Origin of the sequence: Flavobacterium sp. (assembly GCF_040402895.1) — a bacterium.
GTDB lineage: Bacteria > Bacteroidota > Bacteroidia > Flavobacteriales > Flavobacteriaceae > Flavobacterium.
Genome location: NZ_JBBALR010000001.1, coordinates 193,497 through 212,797 on the forward strand (window position 1 = coordinate 193,497; position 19,301 = coordinate 212,797).

Sequence of the window (19,301 nt, forward strand, 5' to 3'; positions counted from 1 at the left end):
TTATTTAATTATTATTTTTTTAGTTTGTTCTCCTAATTCATTACTTAATTTTAATAAGTAAAGTCCTTTTTGAAGTTGGGTTAAATTTAAAGTAGTTTGATTGTTAACGTTTAACATTCTAAAAACTTCTTTACCTGTAACGTCAATTGCAATCACATCTGTTGGCAATTGCGTATCTATTGTAAAAATTCCATTTGATGGATTTGGATATAAAGTAATTTCATTTTCATAAAAGTCTTCCACACTAAGAATATTAGCCACTTGGAAAACTCTTGATTCTGAAGATCCAAATGAACCACCCTCAATACCTGGAATTAAAACGCCATTTGCAAGTACTTGATATGAACCAACACCATAACCACTATCCATACCATCTCCGTAAGCATCATTGATAACAAATTTATAACAATCAAATGGTAATGTCAAGTTAATATCTGGTTGTGGATATTCTCCTGACGCACCCGCATCAAAATAAGTTGGACTTGTTGCCACAGGTGTATTATTAGAATTTAATAATTGCCATGACGTTTCATCACCATATCGATCAAGTGTAATTTTAATTGTAATATTTGTATTTGTAGTTAATGCTGCTTTTGCAAAAGTAACAGAACCAGAATTGTCAGAAACATTGGCGTCTGCTGGTACAGATACATTTAAAGTATTACTATTTAAAAGAGTATATGAAATTGCAGGTAAAGTTACCGTTTCTTTTGCAAAAGAAACTAAACTACCCGTCCAGTTATATACTTGTGGAGTTCCACCATTAATACTATAGGTAATAGGTAAAGTCGTTAAAGTTGTTTGACCGTAATTTTGGATTTTAATTTTTGGTGAAATAGATGAAGCACATTGATTTTCTATACTTTCAACTTCCTTTAATTTAACATCATTTGCAGCTAACCCAGTATAAGTTGGAGTTGCGCCGTTACCTGAAATAATTTTCTGTTGCCCTTCTGCCATGAATGCAACAATTTCAAATTCACCCATTTCAGCAATAATACTATTATATGTAGCTGGAATAGTGTAGGTATAAGTTCTTGTAACAAAAGTACCAGCACTTGTAGTGTTAATAACCTCACCCCACTGTCCTGTAATCATGTGAATTAATCTATGTTGGTGATTGTAATTATTACCTGCATTTCCTCCAACTTGAGCACCCGTAGTATTATTTTGTAAAAAAGCCACATTTAAATTATTTGTCGCAACCGGGCTAGACCCTGTGTAATAAGCTTCTACCAAAACTGTTAATAACCTAGTGGTTGCATTGATAGTTGCTGTAGTAGCCAAATTCACATACGAGGATTGGGTAGTGATCTGATTTGATGCAGCAGTCCAGAAATTTCTACTCATGGCTGTACCTGTTCCACCGTTTTGAGCGCTACCAGGAAATACGGTGCGATTAACTGTTCCTGCTGGATATCCTGTTAACCCACTTTGATTTGCTATGGCTGTTCCAAAAGGAGTTCTAAAGTCTGGTTGGCCAACACCTGGAGTAGCAAAACCACCAACATGAATATTTATTAAAAAAACATTGTTAGGATCTGATGCTTTAATAGCGTTTGCAATTGTGTGTCCAGCTGGACACCAAACACAATTAACACCTGTGAATTCTTCAAGAATTACCTTTTTATTTTGAGGTGTTGTTTGAACTATCGTTTGCGCATTCATTAGAAAAGTTGCAAACAATAATGTAATTAAAGTAATTTTTTTCATATTTATAGATTTAGTAATTTCGTTACAATAATAATAAATTTATTTTGAAAATCAACTATTTAGGTAAAAAAATAATTAAAATGAATATATTTTTATATAAAATGTGATTTTTTTACAAAAATGGTAAAATTTCATTTTTTAATTTATCATACTCTCCTTGAAGAATTAATCCATTGTCTAACAATTTTTTATAATTATTAAGCTTGTCAAATAATTCCTCTTTAGTAAATTCGGATAGCTTTTTCTCTTGAGAAGATATAGGTTCTTCTATTTCAGTGTCTTGAACTACAGGTAGGATTTCTGCAAAATCAGTGACTTCTTCTGTTAGAACTTCTTCAATTTCAACTGATGTATTTGAAACCAAATTTAAGTTTGTTTCAACTCCATTTTTTAAAATATCCAATTGTTCTTTAGCATACGTATACAATTTTCGTGCTTGATTTTTTGGTAAGTATTCTACCGTATGTGTTAAATCAGTTTTGGTTGAAAAAGAAAAATCAGCACCTAAAAAGCCCTCTTTTACAAATGTCCCGGCAATATCATCCCAATCATAATCCATAAATTCCATAGACAATCCTAAATTTTTTGGTTTGCATAAAATAATACGTTTATTTGTTACCACAATACTATCAGGAAATACAGTAATTGCAGGTTTTTTCTGTACAGCAATGTAACCAATTTCTTCATTAGACATTAATAAGTTTTCCAATTTAGACGTAATTTTTTCAATCGCTTTTGGATCTTGGTCTTCGTTTAATATTTTTTTTAAATTATCAATCATTTTAATTAGTTTAAAAGTTAATTGTGAAAAGTATCAAAAGTAATGCCTAATTATCAGATTCTTTAATTTCCGATTGAATTTTTTTGGTCAAACTCTTGAAAACCAAATCGTACGAGTCGTTAATTAACTGACACATCATTTTATCATTAACATCAGAATGAAAATCTATTGTATTCCAATGTTTTTTACTCATATGATATCCTGGATGAATGGCTTCATATTCGGCTCGAAGTTCTTCAGCTTTGTTTGGATCGCATTTTAAATTTAAACTTGGCTCGTTACTCTCCCATTGTTTTAAAGATGTAAGACAAAACATTTTCCCACCAACTTTAAAAACCAAAGTATCTTCATCGAACGGGAAATGTTCGGTTACTCCATTTTTTGACAGGCAAAATTCGTATAGTTGTTGGATGTTCATAATTTCAAAAATAATCAAATTTTATGAATTGTTGAACTTATTTTAATTTTAAATACGTTACTTTTATTAATTATTAAATCTTTTTTACTAAAAAATGCAAAACTACATAACTAAAAATCAGCTTTTTGATGTTTTTTCTACTGTAAATTCTAAAGAAATTCCTTTTATTAACCAAGAAGAATATTTGGTAAACGGAGCGTTCAAAACTTGGAATGGTCCTTTCAATGAAATTCATGCTGCTATTTGCAAACCAACATCTAATGAAAAATTAGAACGTATTTTAATTGGAAAAATACCAAAAACAGGTTTGCCTGAGGCAATTGAATGTTTAGAAAGTGCGGAACTAGCATATGATAATGGTTTTGGAGAATGGCCAATGCTTTCAGTTGAAAAAAGGATTTCTCATGTAGAACATTTTGTAGGTGAAATGCTAAAATTGAGAACAGAGGTAGTTAATTTATTGATGTGGGAAATTGGAAAATCTGAAAAAGATTCTGAAAAAGAATTTGATAGGACTATAAAATATATTTACGACACCATCGAATCATTAAAAAAATTAGAACGAAAATCGGCTACATTTACTATTGAAGAAGGTGTTATTGGTCAAATTCGTCGATCGCCTTTAGGAATAACTTTATGTATCGGACCATATAATTATCCATTGAATGAAACATATACTTTGTTAATTCCGGCTTTGATTATGGGAAATGTAATTTTATTTAAACCCCCAAAACACGGTTGTTTGTTACATTACTGTTTATCAAAAGCCATAGAAAAGAGTTTCCCAAAAGGTGTTGTAAATTATATTTACGGAAAAGGAAGTGAAATTGTTGAACCGTTAATGAATACCGGTAAAATTAATGTTTTAACCTTAATTGGTTCAAGCAAAGTAGCATCAGACATAAAAAAAGCACATCCAAAAGTAAACCGATTACGAGCAATTTTAGGATTGGATGCTAAAAATCCAGCTATTGTCCTAGAAAATGCCAATATAGAAAACGCAATAGAAGAATGCCTTTTAGGAAGCTTGTCTTTTAATGGGCAACGCTGTACTGCATTAAAAATACTGTTTGTTCATGAAAACATCAAAGACGCATTTATAAAAAAATTCTGCGAAAAGGTAGATGCTTTAAAATTTGGAATGCCTTGGGACGAAAAAGTACAAATTACGCCTTTGCCTGAGGAAGATAAATTTAATTATTTAAATGATTGTATAGCCGATGCCGAAAGTAAAGGCGCAAGAATTATGAATAAAAATGGTGCCATCCAAAATGGGACTTTATTTTTTCCTGCGGTAATGTATCCTGTTTCTGAAGGAATGAAATTGTATCGCGAAGAACAATTTGGACCAATTGTTCCTATTGTTTCATTTAAAGAATTGCAAGAACCAATTAATTATATGATTACATCAAATTACGGACAACAGGTGAGCATATTTGGAACAGACACCAAAGAAGTTTCGCATTTAATTGACGGATTAGTCAATCAAGTTTCGCGAGTAAACCTTAATGTTCAGTGCCAACGTGGTCCAGATACTTTCCCATTTACAGGTCGTAAAGATTCTGCAGAAGGGACACTTTCAGTTTATGATGCACTTCGTTCGTTTTCGATAAGAACCGTTGTTGCCACTAAAGAAAATACGGAAAACAAAGCTATTATTAATAAGATTGTAACAGAAGGAGAATCTAACTTTTTATCTACAAAATTTATTTTTTAAATTTTTGATTTATTCACGATCCAAATAAAATTAATAAATTTCATATAAAACTGGTTTGCTTGGACTTGCATCATTTTCAAAAGAAGCAATTTGCAAATTCAACAAATAGGTACCGTCAGAAACGGAATCGTTAACATAAATTAGTTCTGTAATTGTGCAATCTAAACGCGCATCATCGTTTAAAATTGTCGTATTTTTTACATTCCAAAACGCTTTGTGAGCAAGTAACTTTCCTTCATCTTCTTCCCTGTCTACACTTGGTAAATCGATGAGTAAGTGTTTGATTCCTATTTCTCGAATATAAACTGCCGCTTCTTCTAACAAATAAGGCGGATTGGTATGCGAATAGTTTTTAGATTTTTTATCTGGACTATTTGGTAGCATTCTAATGATTATGGCCTCGGGTGTTTTTCCATTTAAAGAATTTTCAATTTGACTTTTCGTAATTACAAAGTCGTCATTTATTTTTTCAGGCGAAATAGAAACTAGTTCTGCCATAAAAAAAAAGTGCTTTAAACACTGATTGATTGAATAAAAATCATTGGTAATATGTCCTAAACACTCGGTATGCGTACCATGCCCATGTGGGTTGAAAAATATATTATTAAAATTTGTAGAACTCCCTTCAGATACTTTTCCTATCCAATTTTCAAAAGTTACGGGTTCAATTATAGGTTTTTCAATATACCATGCAATTGGATTGGCATCTGTATTAGATAAAGGTAAAGAAATATCAATGGGTTTTGACAAGTCGATGTTGAAGTTGTTTATAATTGCTTTCATTTTTTTTAACCGCAAAGCTCGCAAAGTATTACGCAAGGTTCGCAAAGATTTTTAAAGGTTATTTGCTATTCTTTTTATTCCATCTTTTACTAATTTCACATTGAAGTTAATTAGCATACCTAATTTGCAATTTGTTAATTTTAAATACGTTAATAATTGAGCAAAATGAACGTCATTTAAACTTTCAACTGATTTAATTTCAATAATTAATTTGTCTTCTAAAATAATATCTAATCTATAACCAATATCTAATTTTATTTCTTCATAAATAAGTGGTAACGCTTTTTGCTTCTCAACGTTTAATCCCGTTTTATTTAATTCGTAAAATAAACATTCTTCATAGGCGCTTTCTAAAAGGCCTGGACCTAAATTTTGATGTACTCTTAATGCTGCATCAAAAACAATTCTTGATAATTCGTTTTCTGTCATATTAATTATTTTGGCTTATAAAAAATCGCGAGCTTTGCGCTTCACATTGCGAACCTTGCGGTTAAACTATTCCAAATTTAATAAAAACAAATCACTTGCGATGCCATCGCTTAAAAATTTTCCTTTTTTAGTGGTTTTTAAAATATTATTTTCAACTTCTAACAAATTATCTGAAATAAATTTTTCTGCTTGTTGTTGCAAATACTCTAAATAGCTACTTCCAAATTCGGTTTCAATTCTTTGTAAAGAAACACCCCAAATGGTTCGTAAACCCGTCATAATATATTCATTATACTGATCCGTTTCTGATAAAATTTCTGTTTCTGATGGTACTTTATTTTCTGCAATTGCTTTTAAATACAAGGAATTATTTGACACATTCCAACTTCTACTTTTTCCATTAAAACTATGCGCAGACGGTCCAATTCCAATGTATTTTTTACCTAACCAATAAGCAGTATTATTTTTTGAAAAGTAATTTGGTTTTCCAAAATTCGATAATTCGTAATGTACAAATCCATTTTCTTGTAATTTATCTATTAAAATATGAAAATGTTGTTGGGCTAAATCGTCATCTAAATTCGGTATTGAACCTGACTTTATCATATTATGCAATGCTGTTTTTGGTTCTACTGTTAAGGCATAACTGGAAATATGTGGAATAGTAAAACTTAGTGCAATTTCTATGTTTTTCAGCCATTTCTCAGTACTCATATTTGGCATTCCGTAAATTAAATCGATGGAAATATTATCGAAATGTTGTGTAGCAAATGCTAAACATCTTTTTGCTTCTTCCGAATTATGTGCGCGATTCATAAGTTGTAAATCATCTTCAAAAAAAGACTGAACACCAATTGACAATCGGTTTATTGGCGAATTGGAATATTGAATAATTGTTTCTTCATCTAAATCATCAGGATTCGCCTCTAAAGTAATTTCTGGATTTTCAATTACATTATAATTTTGGTAAACGGAGTTAATCAAAAATCGTATATCGTTAATTGACAACACGCTTGGTGTACCTCCTCCAAAATAAATAGTTTCAACTTCATCATTTTGAAATTCGTCTTTACGAAATTCTAATTCTTTCACCAAAGCCAACACCATTTCTTCTTTCTTCTTCATAGAAGTAGAAAAATGAAAATCGCAATAATGACACGCTTGCTTGCAAAAAGGGATATGAATGTAGATACCGCTCATTTAAAAGTGTTCACTATTTTCTAATTTTATCTTCATTCTGTTTCACAAAAGCATCCCAACCGGAATAGCTTGTGGTTCCCACCACTTTTCCAGTATTAAAAAAATGACAAACCGCAGCAGCTAAACCATCTGTAGAATCTAAATTTTTTGGTAACGTTTTAAGTCCTAATAATTGTTGCAACATTTTTGCTACTTGTTCTTTACTGGCATTTCCATTTCCTGTAATGGCCATTTTTATTTTCTTGGGTTCGTATTCAGTAATTGGAATTTCTCTTGATAAACCTGCAGCCATAGCTACTCCTTGCGCTCTTCCTAATTTTAGCATCGATTGCACATTTTTTCCGAAAAACGGCGCTTCAATGGCAATTTCGTCTGGATGATAGGTATCAATTAATTCTATAGTTCGTTCAAAAATTCGTTTCAACTTCATATAATGATCATCCATTTTACTAAGTTGTAATTCGTTTAGCTGAATGAACTCCATTTTTTTATTGACCACACGAATAAGTCCGAAACCCATAATAGTAGTTCCTGGATCGATACCGAGAATGATGCGTTCGTTTGACAAAATTTTCTTTCAGGTTTAAGGTTTCAAGTTCAAAGTTTTGTTACTTTGTAAAATGATTTCAAACAAAACTAAACAATATCTGACACTTATTATCAAACTCACGATTGTTTTTGGTGCTTTTTATTTCATATATGAAAAATTAGCAAATGACGACAAGTTAAGTTGGAATCAATTTTCAGGAATCTTACAAGAAAAATTTACTGTAACATGGTTAATTTTTATGTTAGGATTTAGTTTTATAAACCGTTTTTTAGAAATTTTAAAATGGCAGAATTTAGTTGAAGTAGTTGAAAAAATTTCACTATATACTGCAACTAAACAAGTTTTAGCTGGTGTAACTGCCGGTTTATTTACTCCAAACGGAATTGGTGAATATGCTGGAAAAGCACTTTATTTTCCAAAATCTGAAACCAAAAGAATATTATTTTTAAATGTAATTTGTAATGGAATTCAATTAATTATTGCCATTTTATTTGGATTAACTGGCCTTTTTTTCTTAGGTTATAATTACACTTTTTTAATTATTGTATTCCTTGTACTATCCATAGTAAGCTTTTTATATTTAACAAAAAACGCTACTATAAAAGGATATTCTATTCAATTATTTATTGATAAAATTACAGAAATTCCAAAGGAAATTCATCGAAAGAACGTGTTATTAGCTATTGCAAGATATATAACCTTTTCGCACCAATATTATTTTTTGTTTTTGTTATTTGGAGTAAAAATTGATTATTTTACGTTAATGGCTACCATAACTGCAGTATATTTTATTGCCAGTTCTTTACCCTCTTTTCAATTTTTAGATTTTGTAGTAAAAGGAAGTGTCGCTATTTGGTTTTTCAATAAATTAAATATTGACGACTACATAATTTTATTTATCAGTACCTTTATGTGGATGGCAAATGTAGTGTTACCAGTACTAATTGGGAGTTATTTTGTATTGATTTTTAAACCGAAAAAAAATTAACACGCACCAAAGTTTATTCTTTTTTCTGTAAAACTACTGGTAATTTAAATTCTGATTTTACTGGAACACCTCTTTTTATGGCTGGATTAATTTTAGGAAAATCGGTTAATCGCAATTGAAAAATACTATCTAATTGGATTTTATTATAGGCAATTGAATCCGAAATAATAGCTTCAAAATTAACATACGAATTTGAAGAAATAATTACTTTTACCTGAATGGTATCCAATTGCGGAAACAATTTAGCTATACTATCATCCTTTAATTTAGAATGCAATTGAGTAGAAAGTGTTTCGTAAAAACAAGTTTGTTTGCTGAAGGTATCTGACAAGGAATCACAAACTGTAAAGGATGGAAATTCGTCTACTTGCTCCCAATTTATTTTTTTGAGTTCTTGTTGTAATAATACGTTTTCATCTGGCACTTTCTTATCAAAAAACTGGCAAGACTGTAGTAAGAATATTAGAAAAAAAGCAATTACTTTATTCATTATGATTTTCAACTATTTAGATTTTCAAAAATACAATTTTATGGAATATGTTTTATTGATTTTTATATTTTTATTCGGACTATTATAAATCCATACTTTTAGACATAAAAAAATCCCGAATGAATCGGGATTTTTTTATTATTTTATTAAGATTATTTTTTTACAATCTTATGAATACTTCTCTGATTATCTGTTGAAATAACTTCCAACACATATAACCCTGGAGTATAATTTGTTAAATCAAGTTCTGTAGTAGAAACAGTTACTTTTTTATTAGTAAGTTTTTTACCTAATAAATCGTAAATATTTACTTCAGAAATAGTTTGATTGTTTTTAGATTGAATATTCAAAATTGAATTTGTTGGATTTGGATATACGATAAACTCATTAGTATTGAATGATGCTGATTCTAAAAGTGCCACAAATTCGGTTGTAAACGTATTCGTTACAATAGCCGGGTTGTAATCAAAATAAATGGATGCTGCATTTGGAATAATATCACCAACGGCATAACCTGCTTTTGGTTTGATTTTGAATGTTACATATCCTTTTCCGATTGTAGAATTGGCTACCGAAACTGGTAATTGTATGTTATTGAATTTCCAATTTAATTCAGTACCTACTCTGTCTAATTCATAAGCATGACTTGAACTAATCATAGACAAAGTACTTTCATCTAATTTGCTATTTAAAACATCGTTGATTCTTACATTAATTGCGCTAGCGTTACCTGTGTTTTCAAAACGGATTGTGTAGTATAAATAATCATTAGAAGTAAAACTAGAATGTAATATTTGAGGGCCACGTGCTTCCATTTTATCATTTGGATCGTAAGCATTTACTACAATTTGAGTTAATGTATTACTGTTGTTTTCAAGAACCACATCACCAGTAGTCGGTACGATTGAAGCTTGACTTACCAAATAATCATTCGCATTTACAGTTGGGATAGTAGGCACTAACATAATTACGTTAATTGTTCTAACTTCAAAAGGTAATAAGTTGGTGAAGTTATAAGTAAAGCCTGTTGCTGTACTAGTAGTTGCTGGTGCAGTTGAAACAATTGAAACAGCACTAGGTTTAGTAAATGATAGCGTTCCAGAAGGAATAATTTGATTTCCTAAATTAGCATAGACAATTCGATTTATATAATTAAATCCAGGTCTTGGTTCATTAAATGGAACAACAGCTACTCCTAAATCATTATAATTTTGAAGTGATGTTACAGGGAAATTATAAGTTGACATTCCAGCTCCAGTTGGAGTTAAATTTAAAAACTGAGATGGATTCACATTATACATAGTTGCATAGTCAGGATTTACTACAAATGAAACATCATATGAATTAGTAGTAACCATATCATAAATACTAAATGATCCTGTTGGAGCAATTACATTATGAACCACACCATTATCATTTTTCTCATGTGTAAACTTACCTAAAGGAAAATTAACTTCTCCAGTATCTTTTGTACCGTTATTATTTGAATCTAAAAAGGCATTAAATGTAAACCCGGTACAGTTAATTACGCCTGTAGAAGTTGACAAATTATTAATAGTAACAAATCCATTTTGATTAGAGAAATTTGTAACCATCATTAAATAATATTGTCCCGCCTGTGCATTTGAAATTACAGGATATTCTGTAGGAGAAGCTGAATAACTACAACTTACAATATTATTTGGGCCCACTAAGTTACAACTTGAAGTACCACTAGTAAACGGACCATATACGATATAATCTACATCTTGATTGTTATAACTAGGCGCATTATTTCCTTGTGTTATTACTAAATTAATAGTTCCAGAAGCGCTAATTGGTAAATAAAACCATGTTGGATTTGGTGTTGTTCCCAGGCAGCCCGCATTACTTGTACTGGCAACGCTAATTGTATTTGAAAAAGGAATACCTAAAGAATTACACAATAAATTTGCGTTTGCACAAGAAGAAGCTAAATTACAATTCGATTGCGCAAAAACAGTACGTGGGTATATTTTATCACAAGCATCACCGATAATCTCTCTTATAAAAATTGTACTATTTGAAGCCGAAACAGGAACCACAAAATTTGTAGCCGGTGTTAATGGGTTTACTTGGTTTTGAGCTGCTACTAATGTTGGATAATAAACAAGCGTATTGTTTGTGTTAATTACTGCTTGAGAGGATGTTAAATCAAATACCACTTGTTGGTCGTTATTATCATCACATTGCACCATTGGATTTAAAGCTGGCATCACTTCATAATCAACGGCATTAATTGTAAAACCACTAACTTGCATCATATTTCCAGAAGAAATTTCTGTAACTCTAGAAAAAACAGTGTAACTACCTAGATTCACACAATGTGGACTTACCAAAGGATTGGTACCAGAAACTGCATCTGCTTGAGTAGCATGATAAGTTACAGTATATAAATTTGAAGATTGATTAAGAAAAATATATTCTGTATTAATCGCCAAATTAAAACATCCGAATCCGTTAGTTACGCAAGCCGTCATGCTTTGAGGTTGTCCAAACTGAGGTGGACAAGGCAATGTCATAAAAGTAACTGTAACACTAGGTGCGCTAATTACATTAGGTGCACAAACCGACACAACTTGAGCTGTACATGTGGTATCGCAAGGCAAACCTGATAATACAAATGGACTAGTTTGTGCTTCAAAATTTCCAGCTACAGTTCCATTCATAAATAATTGAATGTTGTAATTCGAAGTAGAAGTAGTAGTTGTCTCCCATGAAATTGTAGCAGAATTGTTTGTAATATTTGAAACAAAAACATTGGTAGGTGCAGAACATTGTGCGCTGACAAAGTTAATTGTCACACTCAAAAGAACTAATAATGCAAGTAATTTTTTCTTCATTTTATAGATTTAAAATATTAATTTTATATTTTTAGTGTATAAATATAGGTAAATTATATATATAACAACTATTTATTTAGGATAAAATAGAAATAATGGGGGTGGAAACATAAAAACAACTATTAATTTTACTTTATTAGAAAAAACAAAACGTCTTAAAATCAAAAAAGCCATCCACAAAGTGGAAAGCTTTTCATTGGTCTAACTACTTAACCTTTATCCGCCTAGACGGACTTAAACAACACAACTACGTTTCTCTTGAAGACTCAAGATATTTGGGCAAAAAAGCATTCTAATTTCTTAGAATGCTTCCCAAATGTTGCGGTCTGGACGGGACTCGAACCCGCGACCCCCTGCGTGACAGGCAGGTATTCTAACCAACTGAACTACCAAACCGTTGCTGTAATGCGAGTGCAAATATACTACAGTTTTTGTAACTTGCAAATATTTTACTAAAAAAAACACGATATAACAACCATTACTTATCCAAACTTCTGTTTTTCAACCAAATATGTAGTTAGTATTTTTTCAAAATTTTCATCCACTGAAACTGGAACATACTTAATTTTATAGGAAGCACAAGTATTAGCTATATTTTCAAAATAAGTATTCACTACTTTTTCGTAACTTTCTTTCATGTTTTCGGCAAACAAGTTAACTTCTTCACCTGTTTCCGTATCTATAAATTTTCTGGGGACATTATCGAAATCAAAATTCAATTCTGTTTTTTTATCAAAAACGTGAAACAAAACTACCTTATGTTTGTTGTGCTTTAAATGCTGCAAAGCACTAAATAGTTTTTCATTATCTTCGTCTATAAACATATCTGTAAACAAAATAATCATCGAACGACGGTGCACTTTTTCAGCAATTTGATGAAGAAAAGTAATTGTATCTGTTTTTTTTGATTGACTTGAATCGTTTAATATGTTTTCAAACTGATTTAAAATCATTCTGTGATGGCGTTCACTCCCTTTTTCTGAAGCATAGTATTCATAGGTGTCTGAATAAACAGAAACTCCAACCGCATCGCGTTGTTTCTTTAATAAATTCATCAAAACAGCGGCTGCTAAAACAGAAAATCCAATTTTATTTTCAGAAAAATTTTGATTCGGTTTTAATTTTGGATAATGCATCGATGAAGAATTATCTATAATTAAATGACATCGCAAATTGGTTTCTTCTTCGTACTTTTTAGTATATAACCTATCCGTTTTAGCAAATAATTTCCAATCTATATGTTTGGTGCTTTCGCCTGAATTGTAAATTTTATGCTCGGCAAATTCGGCAGAAAACCCGTGAAACGGACTTTTATGCATACCCGAAATAAAGCCTTCCACTATTTGATTAGCTAAAAGTTCTAAATTTTTAAATTGGGATATTTTTTCGAGTTGCGATTCTAAATTCATATCGTAAATATATGAAAAGATTTTAAATTCTAAATGAAAGTTTATCGGTAAAAAAAGGCTCAACTACCGTTGAACCTTTTAATAATAAATTTATTCTGTAACTTATAGTAATGCGTCAATTGCGTCTGTGTAGGTTTTTTTTGGAGCCACTCCTACTTGTCTTCCAACTACTTCTCCATTTTGAAACATTAATACTGTAGGAATATTTCTAACACCATATTTTGCAGCAAATTCTTGATTTGCATCAACGTCTACTTTACCAACAACTGCTTTTCCTTCGTATTCTGTAGCTACTTCATCAATAACTGGCCCAACCATTCTGCAAGGTCCACACCAAGCTGCCCAAAAATCTACTACTACTGGTTTGTCTGATTTTAATACTACCTCCTCAAAAGTAGCATCTGTAATTGCTAATGCCATATTTTTATATTTATTTTTTTTTACTTTAATTATTATACTGCGAAAGTAGAAAATATATTTAAGCTATGAAAAAAATTATGATTTCTTTTACCTATTTAAGAATTAGAAAAATCAATTTATAATTTTTACGAATTGATTTTATTAATTCAATTTGAAATTAATTTGCATTTTTTCTAAACCTTCCAACAAATCTTTAGAAATATTAATTTTTAGTTTTCTACTTGGCATTTCTAACTTGTTTTTTATTATTGTTTCTTCAATTTCTTCCATTTGATTTTCTACAATAATTTCAGCGTTATTTTCTACCTCATCCTCTATCTCTAAAAGATTTTCGTCTTGAATTTCCTCATCGATTTCAATTTCTCGCTTTACAAATCGTTTCACTTTTTCTAATTCTAACAATTCGAATGTTACATTAAAATCTCCTTGATGATAAGAAAAAAGTTCGTTTAATTTTGAAATTAATTGATCTTTTAATTCTTCAACAGGCAATTGAATGGTTAATTTTTTTGCAAAATCTGGCAATACATCCTGTAAACTCTGAAGATGTGTAAAATTAATTCTTGGCTCTGATTTTTTTCCGGTGTCTTTATTTGTCCAGCCTTCTTTTACGAAAATTTTAACAAATACAAACTGATTGGCAACTAAATAATGGCGGAATTTTAAATACTCATCATTAAATATTCTAAATTCAAAACTTTCTTCATACCCTTCAATAGTAAACGTGGCCCAACCTTTATTTTGTTGCGTGGTGCGATGTTGCACATTGGTAACAATTCCTCCAAATGATAGATTTTTACCAACTAATGACTCCAAATTATGCAAGGCTTGTAACTTGGTATTGCAGAAATATTTCATTTCAAATTTATAATCGTCTAGCGGATGTCCTGAGATATAAATTCCAACTACTTCTTTTTCACGCGATAATTTTTCTAAAGTATTCCATTCCTCACAAGGCGGCACAGTTGGTTCGGCAATTTGTACGTCGGATGCATCGCCAAATAAGCTAACTTGAGAAGAATTTTCATTTTCTTGAAACTTTGCACCAAAGCGAATGGCTTTTTCCAAAAATGTGCTATTATCACCATCTGTATGAAAATATTGAGCCCTATGGGTGTCTCCAAATTCATCAAAACCACCAGCTAAGGCTAAATTTTCGAATGCTTTTTTATTGGCTGCACGCAAATCAATTCGTTTTGCTAAATCGAAAATAGATTTAAAACGGCCTTCTTTTCTTACTTCAACAATTGTTTTTACTGCGTTTTCACCCACACCTTTAATCGCACCCATTCCAAAACGAATGGCATGATTATCATTTACCGTAAACTTGTAAAAAGACTCATTTACATCCGGACCTAAAACTTCTAATCCCATGCGTTTACATTCTTCCATAAAAAAGGAAACGGATTTAATATCATTCATATTATTAGAAAGCACCGCTGCCATATATTCTGCAGGATAATGCGCTTTTAAATACGCTGTTTGATAGGCAATCCAAGCATAACATGTAGAGTGCGATTTGTTGAAAGCATAACTTGCAAATGCTTCCCAGTCTTTCCAAATTTTTTCTAATATTTTGGCATCATGACCTTTTTCTTCAGCTTGCGCGATGAATTTAGGCTTCATTTTGTCCAAGACCGGCTTGTCTTTTTTTCCCATCGCTTTACGAAGCACATCGGCATCCCCTTTTGTAAAACCAGCTAATGATTGTGACAAAAGCATTACTTGCTCTTGATAAACGGTAATTCCGTAGGTTTCTGCTAAATATTCTTCACAAGCATCTAAATCATATGCAATAGGTTCTAACCCATTTTTTCTTCGAACAAAAGAAGGAATATACTCCAACGGACCTGGTCGATATAATGCATTCATGGCAATTAAATCTCCAAAAACTGTTGGTTTTAAATCTTTCAAATATTTTTGCATTCCAGGCGATTCGTACTGAAATATACCTACCGTTTCCCCACGTTGGAATAATTCGTATGTTTTTTTATCGTCAATAGGAAATGTATCGGGATCTAAATCGATATTTCGTTTATATTTTACGAGTTTAACCGTGTCTTTTATAAGTGTTAAGGTTTTTAATCCTAGGAAATCCATCTTTAACAAACCTGCACTTTCAGCTACGGCGTTATCAAACTGGGTGACATATAAATCCGAATCTTTTGCTGTCGTTACGGGCACAAAATTAGTAATATCATCTGGTGTAATAATTACCCCGCAAGCGTGAATTCCTGTATTTCGTAGCGAACCCTCTAATATTTTTGCTTGTTGAATGGTTTCTCCAGAAAGTTCGCCTTGATTGGCGATTTCTATTAATTCTTTGACGCGATCAAATTCATCAGAACGTACGGCTTTTTTAACCTCTTCTTCTTTTTCCGATAGAAATCGTGCTAAATTCCATTTTCCAGGCATCATAGTTGGAATTAATTTCGCAATTCTATCTGCTTCAAATAAAGGTAAATCTAAAACTCGAGCAGTATCTCGTATAGCCGATTTCGTAGCCATTTTACCATACGTGATAATTTGTGCCACTTGATTGGAACCATATTTTTTAATTACATAATCCATTACTTTCCCTCGACCTTCATCATCAAAATCGATATCTATATCGGGCATTGATACACGATCTGGATTTAAAAAACGCTCGAAAAGCAGATTATACAATAATGGATCGATATTCGTAATCCACAAACAATATGCCACGACGGAACCTGCTGCTGAACCACGACCTGGACCAACCGAAACGTCCATTTTACGGGCTTCGGCGATAAAATCTTGAACAATTAAAAAATAACCCGGATAACCTGAATTACTTATTGTTAAGAGTTCGAAATCAATACGTTCTTTAATTTCATCTGTGATTTCACCATACCGTTTTTTGGCACCTTCGTAGGTTAAATGTCGTAAGTAAGCATTTTCGCCACGTACACCTTTATCTTCATTATCTTCTGGAACTTGAAATTGTTCTGGAATATCGAATTTTGGAAGTAATACTTCTCGCGAAAGCGAATATATTTCAATTTTATCTACAATTTCTTGAACATTACTTATGGCTTCCGGTGTTTGCGGAAACAAATTTTTCATTTCATTGGTAGATTTGAAATAATACTCCTGATTGGGCAACCCATATCGGTATCCGCGTCCACGTCCAATGGGTGTGGCCTGTTTTTCGCCCTCTTTAACACATAATAAAATATCGTGTGCGTTGGCATCTTCTTTATTGATGTAAAACGTATTGTTCGTAGCAATTAGTTTTATATTATGCTTTTTAGAAAACTGAATTAATGTAGTGTTTACCGCTTTTTCATCCTCTTGATTGTGATTCATTACTTCGATATACAAATCGGCACCAAATTGTTCTTTCCACCACATTAAAGCTTCTTCAGCTTGATTTTCACCGAGATTCAGGATTTTATTTGGCACTTCGCCATATAAACTTCCTGTCAAAACAATAATGTCTTCTTTATATTGTTGGATTAATGCTTTATCAATACGTGGCACATAATAAAAACCATCCGTATAGGCTTTTGATGACAACTTGGCTAAATTATGATATCCTTTTTTATTTTTCGCTAAAAAAACTACCTGATATCCGTTGTCTTTGTTTGATTTATCTTTATGATTGTTACAAACAAAAAACTCGCAACCTACAATAGGTTTGATGATGGTTTCTGAGGGTGGTTCTCCAGCTTCAACTAGTTCCTTGTTTTTGGCTTCGGCCGATTTATTATGATTTAAAATTCCGCTCACGAATTGAAAAGCGCCCATCATGTTTCCAATATCTGTAAGGGCAACAGCTGGCATTTTTTGCTTTACTGTATTTTCTATTAATTGAGGAATGGAAATCGTAGATTGCAAAACCGAAAACTGCGAATGATTGTGCAAATGTGCAAAGGCAACATCTGAAATATCTTCCAAATTTTCAGGTAAAATTTCAATATCTTTTGGAAGTTGTTGTTGTAATTTTTCTCTTAAAGTAGCTGAAGCTTGCTTTAAATTAACATGTTTTAATCCGATTGGTTTTACATCTGGATTATTTGTTCTGAATGCTGCATAATATTCTTCAGAAACAGGTAATTCGTTGGAATTAAAATTTCCGCGTTTTATTAATTCTAAAAAACAACGTGTTGTGGCTTCCACATCGGCAGTAGCATTATGGGCTTCTGCGAATTTTTCGTTAAATAAATAGTAATGTAATTCTGTTAATGTGGGTAGTTTAAATTTTCCACCCCGTCCGCCAGGTAATTTTAATAGTAAAGCCGTAGTTTCTGTACACGTATCTAAAATGGGCATTTTAGTTAAATCGGTAGCTAATCCAAATCGATGGAATTCGCAACCCATAATATTCACATCAAAACCTACATTTTGCCCTACAATATATTTGGCTTGAGATAAAGCAATATTAAATTTTTCAAGAATTTCACTTAAACCAAAACCTTCTTGATTGGCTAATTCTGTTGAAATTCCATGAATTCTTTCTGCATCAAACGGAATATTATACCCTTCAGGTTTCACTAAATAATCTTGATGCTCGATAAGATTTCCCATGTAATCATGTAATTGCCAAGCAATTTGCACACAACGAGGCCAATTGTTAGTATCTGTTATTGGAGCAGACCAACTTTTAGGTAAACCTGTGGTTTCGGTATCGAAGATTAAATACATTTATTTGTAATTAGTGAATAGTAATTAGTGAATAGCTAGGTAATTACTAAAATTTGTTATGATTTCAAAAATACAATTTATCTTTTTTTAAGGCAATTTTAGTTATTAACAAAAACAAAAAACCACTCCTAAATGAAGTGGTTATTAGTAATATATGTTTAAAATTTTTATAAAATGGGTACTTTATAAAAAATTCCTTTATTAAAATTTACTACTGTTCCTTCTTCATCAACCACATTAAATTTGAACGTTCCAGAATATAGATTTCCTTCAATTTTTTCAATTTCAACTTCTCCATTACTTTTTGACACATTTAAAACAGTAACTTTAGCATTCCCATTACCACCATTAATAGTTATCAAATCTCCTGGTTCATACCCTACTCCTCTACTAACAATTGTTGCGTCTGTTACTGCCCCAGAACTATTAGTTTGAATTTTTAAGGTTAATCCATTTCCTGAACCTCCAGTAGTAGTTACATTGTTTCCGTTTAAAGCTGCATATCCTGTTCCAGGATTTGTTACGCCTTGTAATTTAAAAACAGGCCCTTCAATTAATGCGGTTTCATAGTATAATAATGATTGCTGATTGCTATAGGAATACGTAGCATTTATCCCTTGATTAGCGGTTCCTAAATAATGAATTCCAACTGAATTGGGAACAGTTAAAGTAACTAACTCATTATTCTTATATGCATTTATTGTAATGGTACCATTTGTATTAACCGTTACTTTTGTATCTGAAGCACGCCATGAAATATTGTCTTTTTCACCTAAAAATGCAGGCAAATTAGTTTTAATATCATTTTCACAAGACGCCAATACTAAAACAAGGGCCAGTAGTTGAACTATTTTTTTCATTATAATATTAATTA

15 protein-coding genes and 1 tRNA gene are annotated in these 19,301 nt (G+C 31.6%); 2 read left to right on the plus strand and 14 right to left on the minus strand.

Translation table 11 applies throughout. From position 1 onward, the window contains the following. The 3 genes from ABWP60_RS00985 to ABWP60_RS00995 form a co-directional block, all read right to left on the minus strand. Nucleotides 1-1,713, minus strand: a complete 1,713-nt coding sequence (locus ABWP60_RS00985; protein WP_353147224.1) for a T9SS type A sorting domain-containing protein — start codon at nucleotides 1,711-1,713, stop codon at nucleotides 1-3. Between the two features lie 112 nt (nucleotides 1,714-1,825). Further along, nucleotides 1,826-2,494 (minus strand): PH domain-containing protein, encoded by a 669-nt coding sequence (locus tag ABWP60_RS00990; protein WP_353147227.1) that lies wholly within the window; start codon nucleotides 2,492-2,494, stop codon nucleotides 1,826-1,828. A 46-nt stretch (nucleotides 2,495-2,540) separates the two neighbouring features. After that, entirely contained in the window at nucleotides 2,541-2,912 is a 372-nt protein-coding gene (locus tag ABWP60_RS00995; protein ID WP_353147230.1) for an MmcQ/YjbR family DNA-binding protein, read from the minus strand. Between the two features lie 94 nt (nucleotides 2,913-3,006). Between ABWP60_RS00995 and ABWP60_RS01000 the strand changes: the two genes are divergently transcribed. Further along, entirely contained in the window at nucleotides 3,007-4,629 is a 1,623-nt protein-coding gene (locus ABWP60_RS01000; RefSeq protein ID WP_353147233.1) for an NADP-dependent glyceraldehyde-3-phosphate dehydrogenase, read from the plus strand. A gap of 30 nt (nucleotides 4,630-4,659) precedes the next feature. Here the strand turns inward: ABWP60_RS01000 and ABWP60_RS01005 are convergent, their stop codons facing one another. The 4 genes from ABWP60_RS01005 to ruvC form a co-directional block, all read right to left on the minus strand. Then, nucleotides 4,660-5,412 (minus strand): cyclase family protein, encoded by a 753-nt coding sequence (locus ABWP60_RS01005; RefSeq protein ID WP_353147236.1) that lies wholly within the window; start codon nucleotides 5,410-5,412, stop codon nucleotides 4,660-4,662. A gap of 51 nt (nucleotides 5,413-5,463) precedes the next feature. After that, nucleotides 5,464-5,841: a GxxExxY protein gene (locus tag ABWP60_RS01010; protein WP_353147239.1), complete on the minus strand. Its 378-nt coding sequence runs from the start codon at nucleotides 5,839-5,841 to the stop codon at nucleotides 5,464-5,466. A 66-nt stretch (nucleotides 5,842-5,907) separates the two neighbouring features. Beyond that, complete coding sequence (hemW, locus tag ABWP60_RS01015; RefSeq protein WP_353147242.1) at nucleotides 5,908-7,041, minus strand: radical SAM family heme chaperone HemW; 1,134 nt, start codon at nucleotides 7,039-7,041, stop codon at nucleotides 5,908-5,910. Nucleotides 7,042-7,054: 13 nt separating this feature from the next. Further along, the gene (gene ruvC / locus ABWP60_RS01020) at nucleotides 7,055-7,609 is read right to left on the minus strand and encodes a crossover junction endodeoxyribonuclease RuvC (protein ID WP_353147245.1); all 555 of its coding nucleotides are present in this window, start codon (nucleotides 7,607-7,609) and stop codon (nucleotides 7,055-7,057) included. Between the two features lie 52 nt (nucleotides 7,610-7,661). Between ruvC and ABWP60_RS01025 the strand changes: the two genes are divergently transcribed. Beyond that, nucleotides 7,662-8,579 (plus strand): hypothetical protein, encoded by a 918-nt coding sequence (locus ABWP60_RS01025; RefSeq protein WP_353147248.1) that lies wholly within the window; start codon nucleotides 7,662-7,664, stop codon nucleotides 8,577-8,579. Between the two features lie 13 nt (nucleotides 8,580-8,592). On the opposite strand, the gene ABWP60_RS01030 is transcribed toward ABWP60_RS01025, so the two are convergent. The 7 genes from ABWP60_RS01030 to ABWP60_RS01060 all read right to left on the minus strand — a co-directional run bounded on the left by ABWP60_RS01030 (nucleotide 8,593) and on the right by ABWP60_RS01060 (nucleotide 19,287). Beyond that, the gene (locus ABWP60_RS01030; RefSeq protein WP_353147251.1) at nucleotides 8,593-9,069 is read right to left on the minus strand and encodes a hypothetical protein; all 477 of its coding nucleotides are present in this window, start codon (nucleotides 9,067-9,069) and stop codon (nucleotides 8,593-8,595) included. A 152-nt stretch (nucleotides 9,070-9,221) separates the two neighbouring features. After that, a complete protein-coding gene (locus tag ABWP60_RS01035) occupies nucleotides 9,222-11,930 on the minus strand; it encodes a DUF7619 domain-containing protein (protein WP_353147253.1) in 2,709 nt (902 codons plus the stop codon). A 322-nt stretch (nucleotides 11,931-12,252) separates the two neighbouring features. Beyond that, nucleotides 12,253-12,326 (minus strand) — tRNA-Asp (locus ABWP60_RS01040). An 86-nt stretch (nucleotides 12,327-12,412) separates the two neighbouring features. Beyond that, nucleotides 12,413-13,339: a DUF58 domain-containing protein gene (locus ABWP60_RS01045; RefSeq protein ID WP_353147256.1), complete on the minus strand. Its 927-nt coding sequence runs from the start codon at nucleotides 13,337-13,339 to the stop codon at nucleotides 12,413-12,415. Between the two features lie 102 nt (nucleotides 13,340-13,441). Beyond that, entirely contained in the window at nucleotides 13,442-13,759 is a 318-nt protein-coding gene (trxA, locus tag ABWP60_RS01050; RefSeq protein WP_353147259.1) for a thioredoxin, read from the minus strand. A 141-nt stretch (nucleotides 13,760-13,900) separates the two neighbouring features. Next, entirely contained in the window at nucleotides 13,901-18,427 is a 4,527-nt protein-coding gene (gene dnaE, locus ABWP60_RS01055; RefSeq protein WP_353147262.1) for a DNA polymerase III subunit alpha, read from the minus strand. Between the two features lie 167 nt (nucleotides 18,428-18,594). After that, nucleotides 18,595-19,287, minus strand: coding sequence for a DUF6252 domain-containing protein (locus tag ABWP60_RS01060; protein WP_353147264.1), 693 nt, complete (start codon nucleotides 19,285-19,287; stop codon nucleotides 18,595-18,597). Nucleotides 19,288-19,301: the final 14 nt, after the last annotated feature.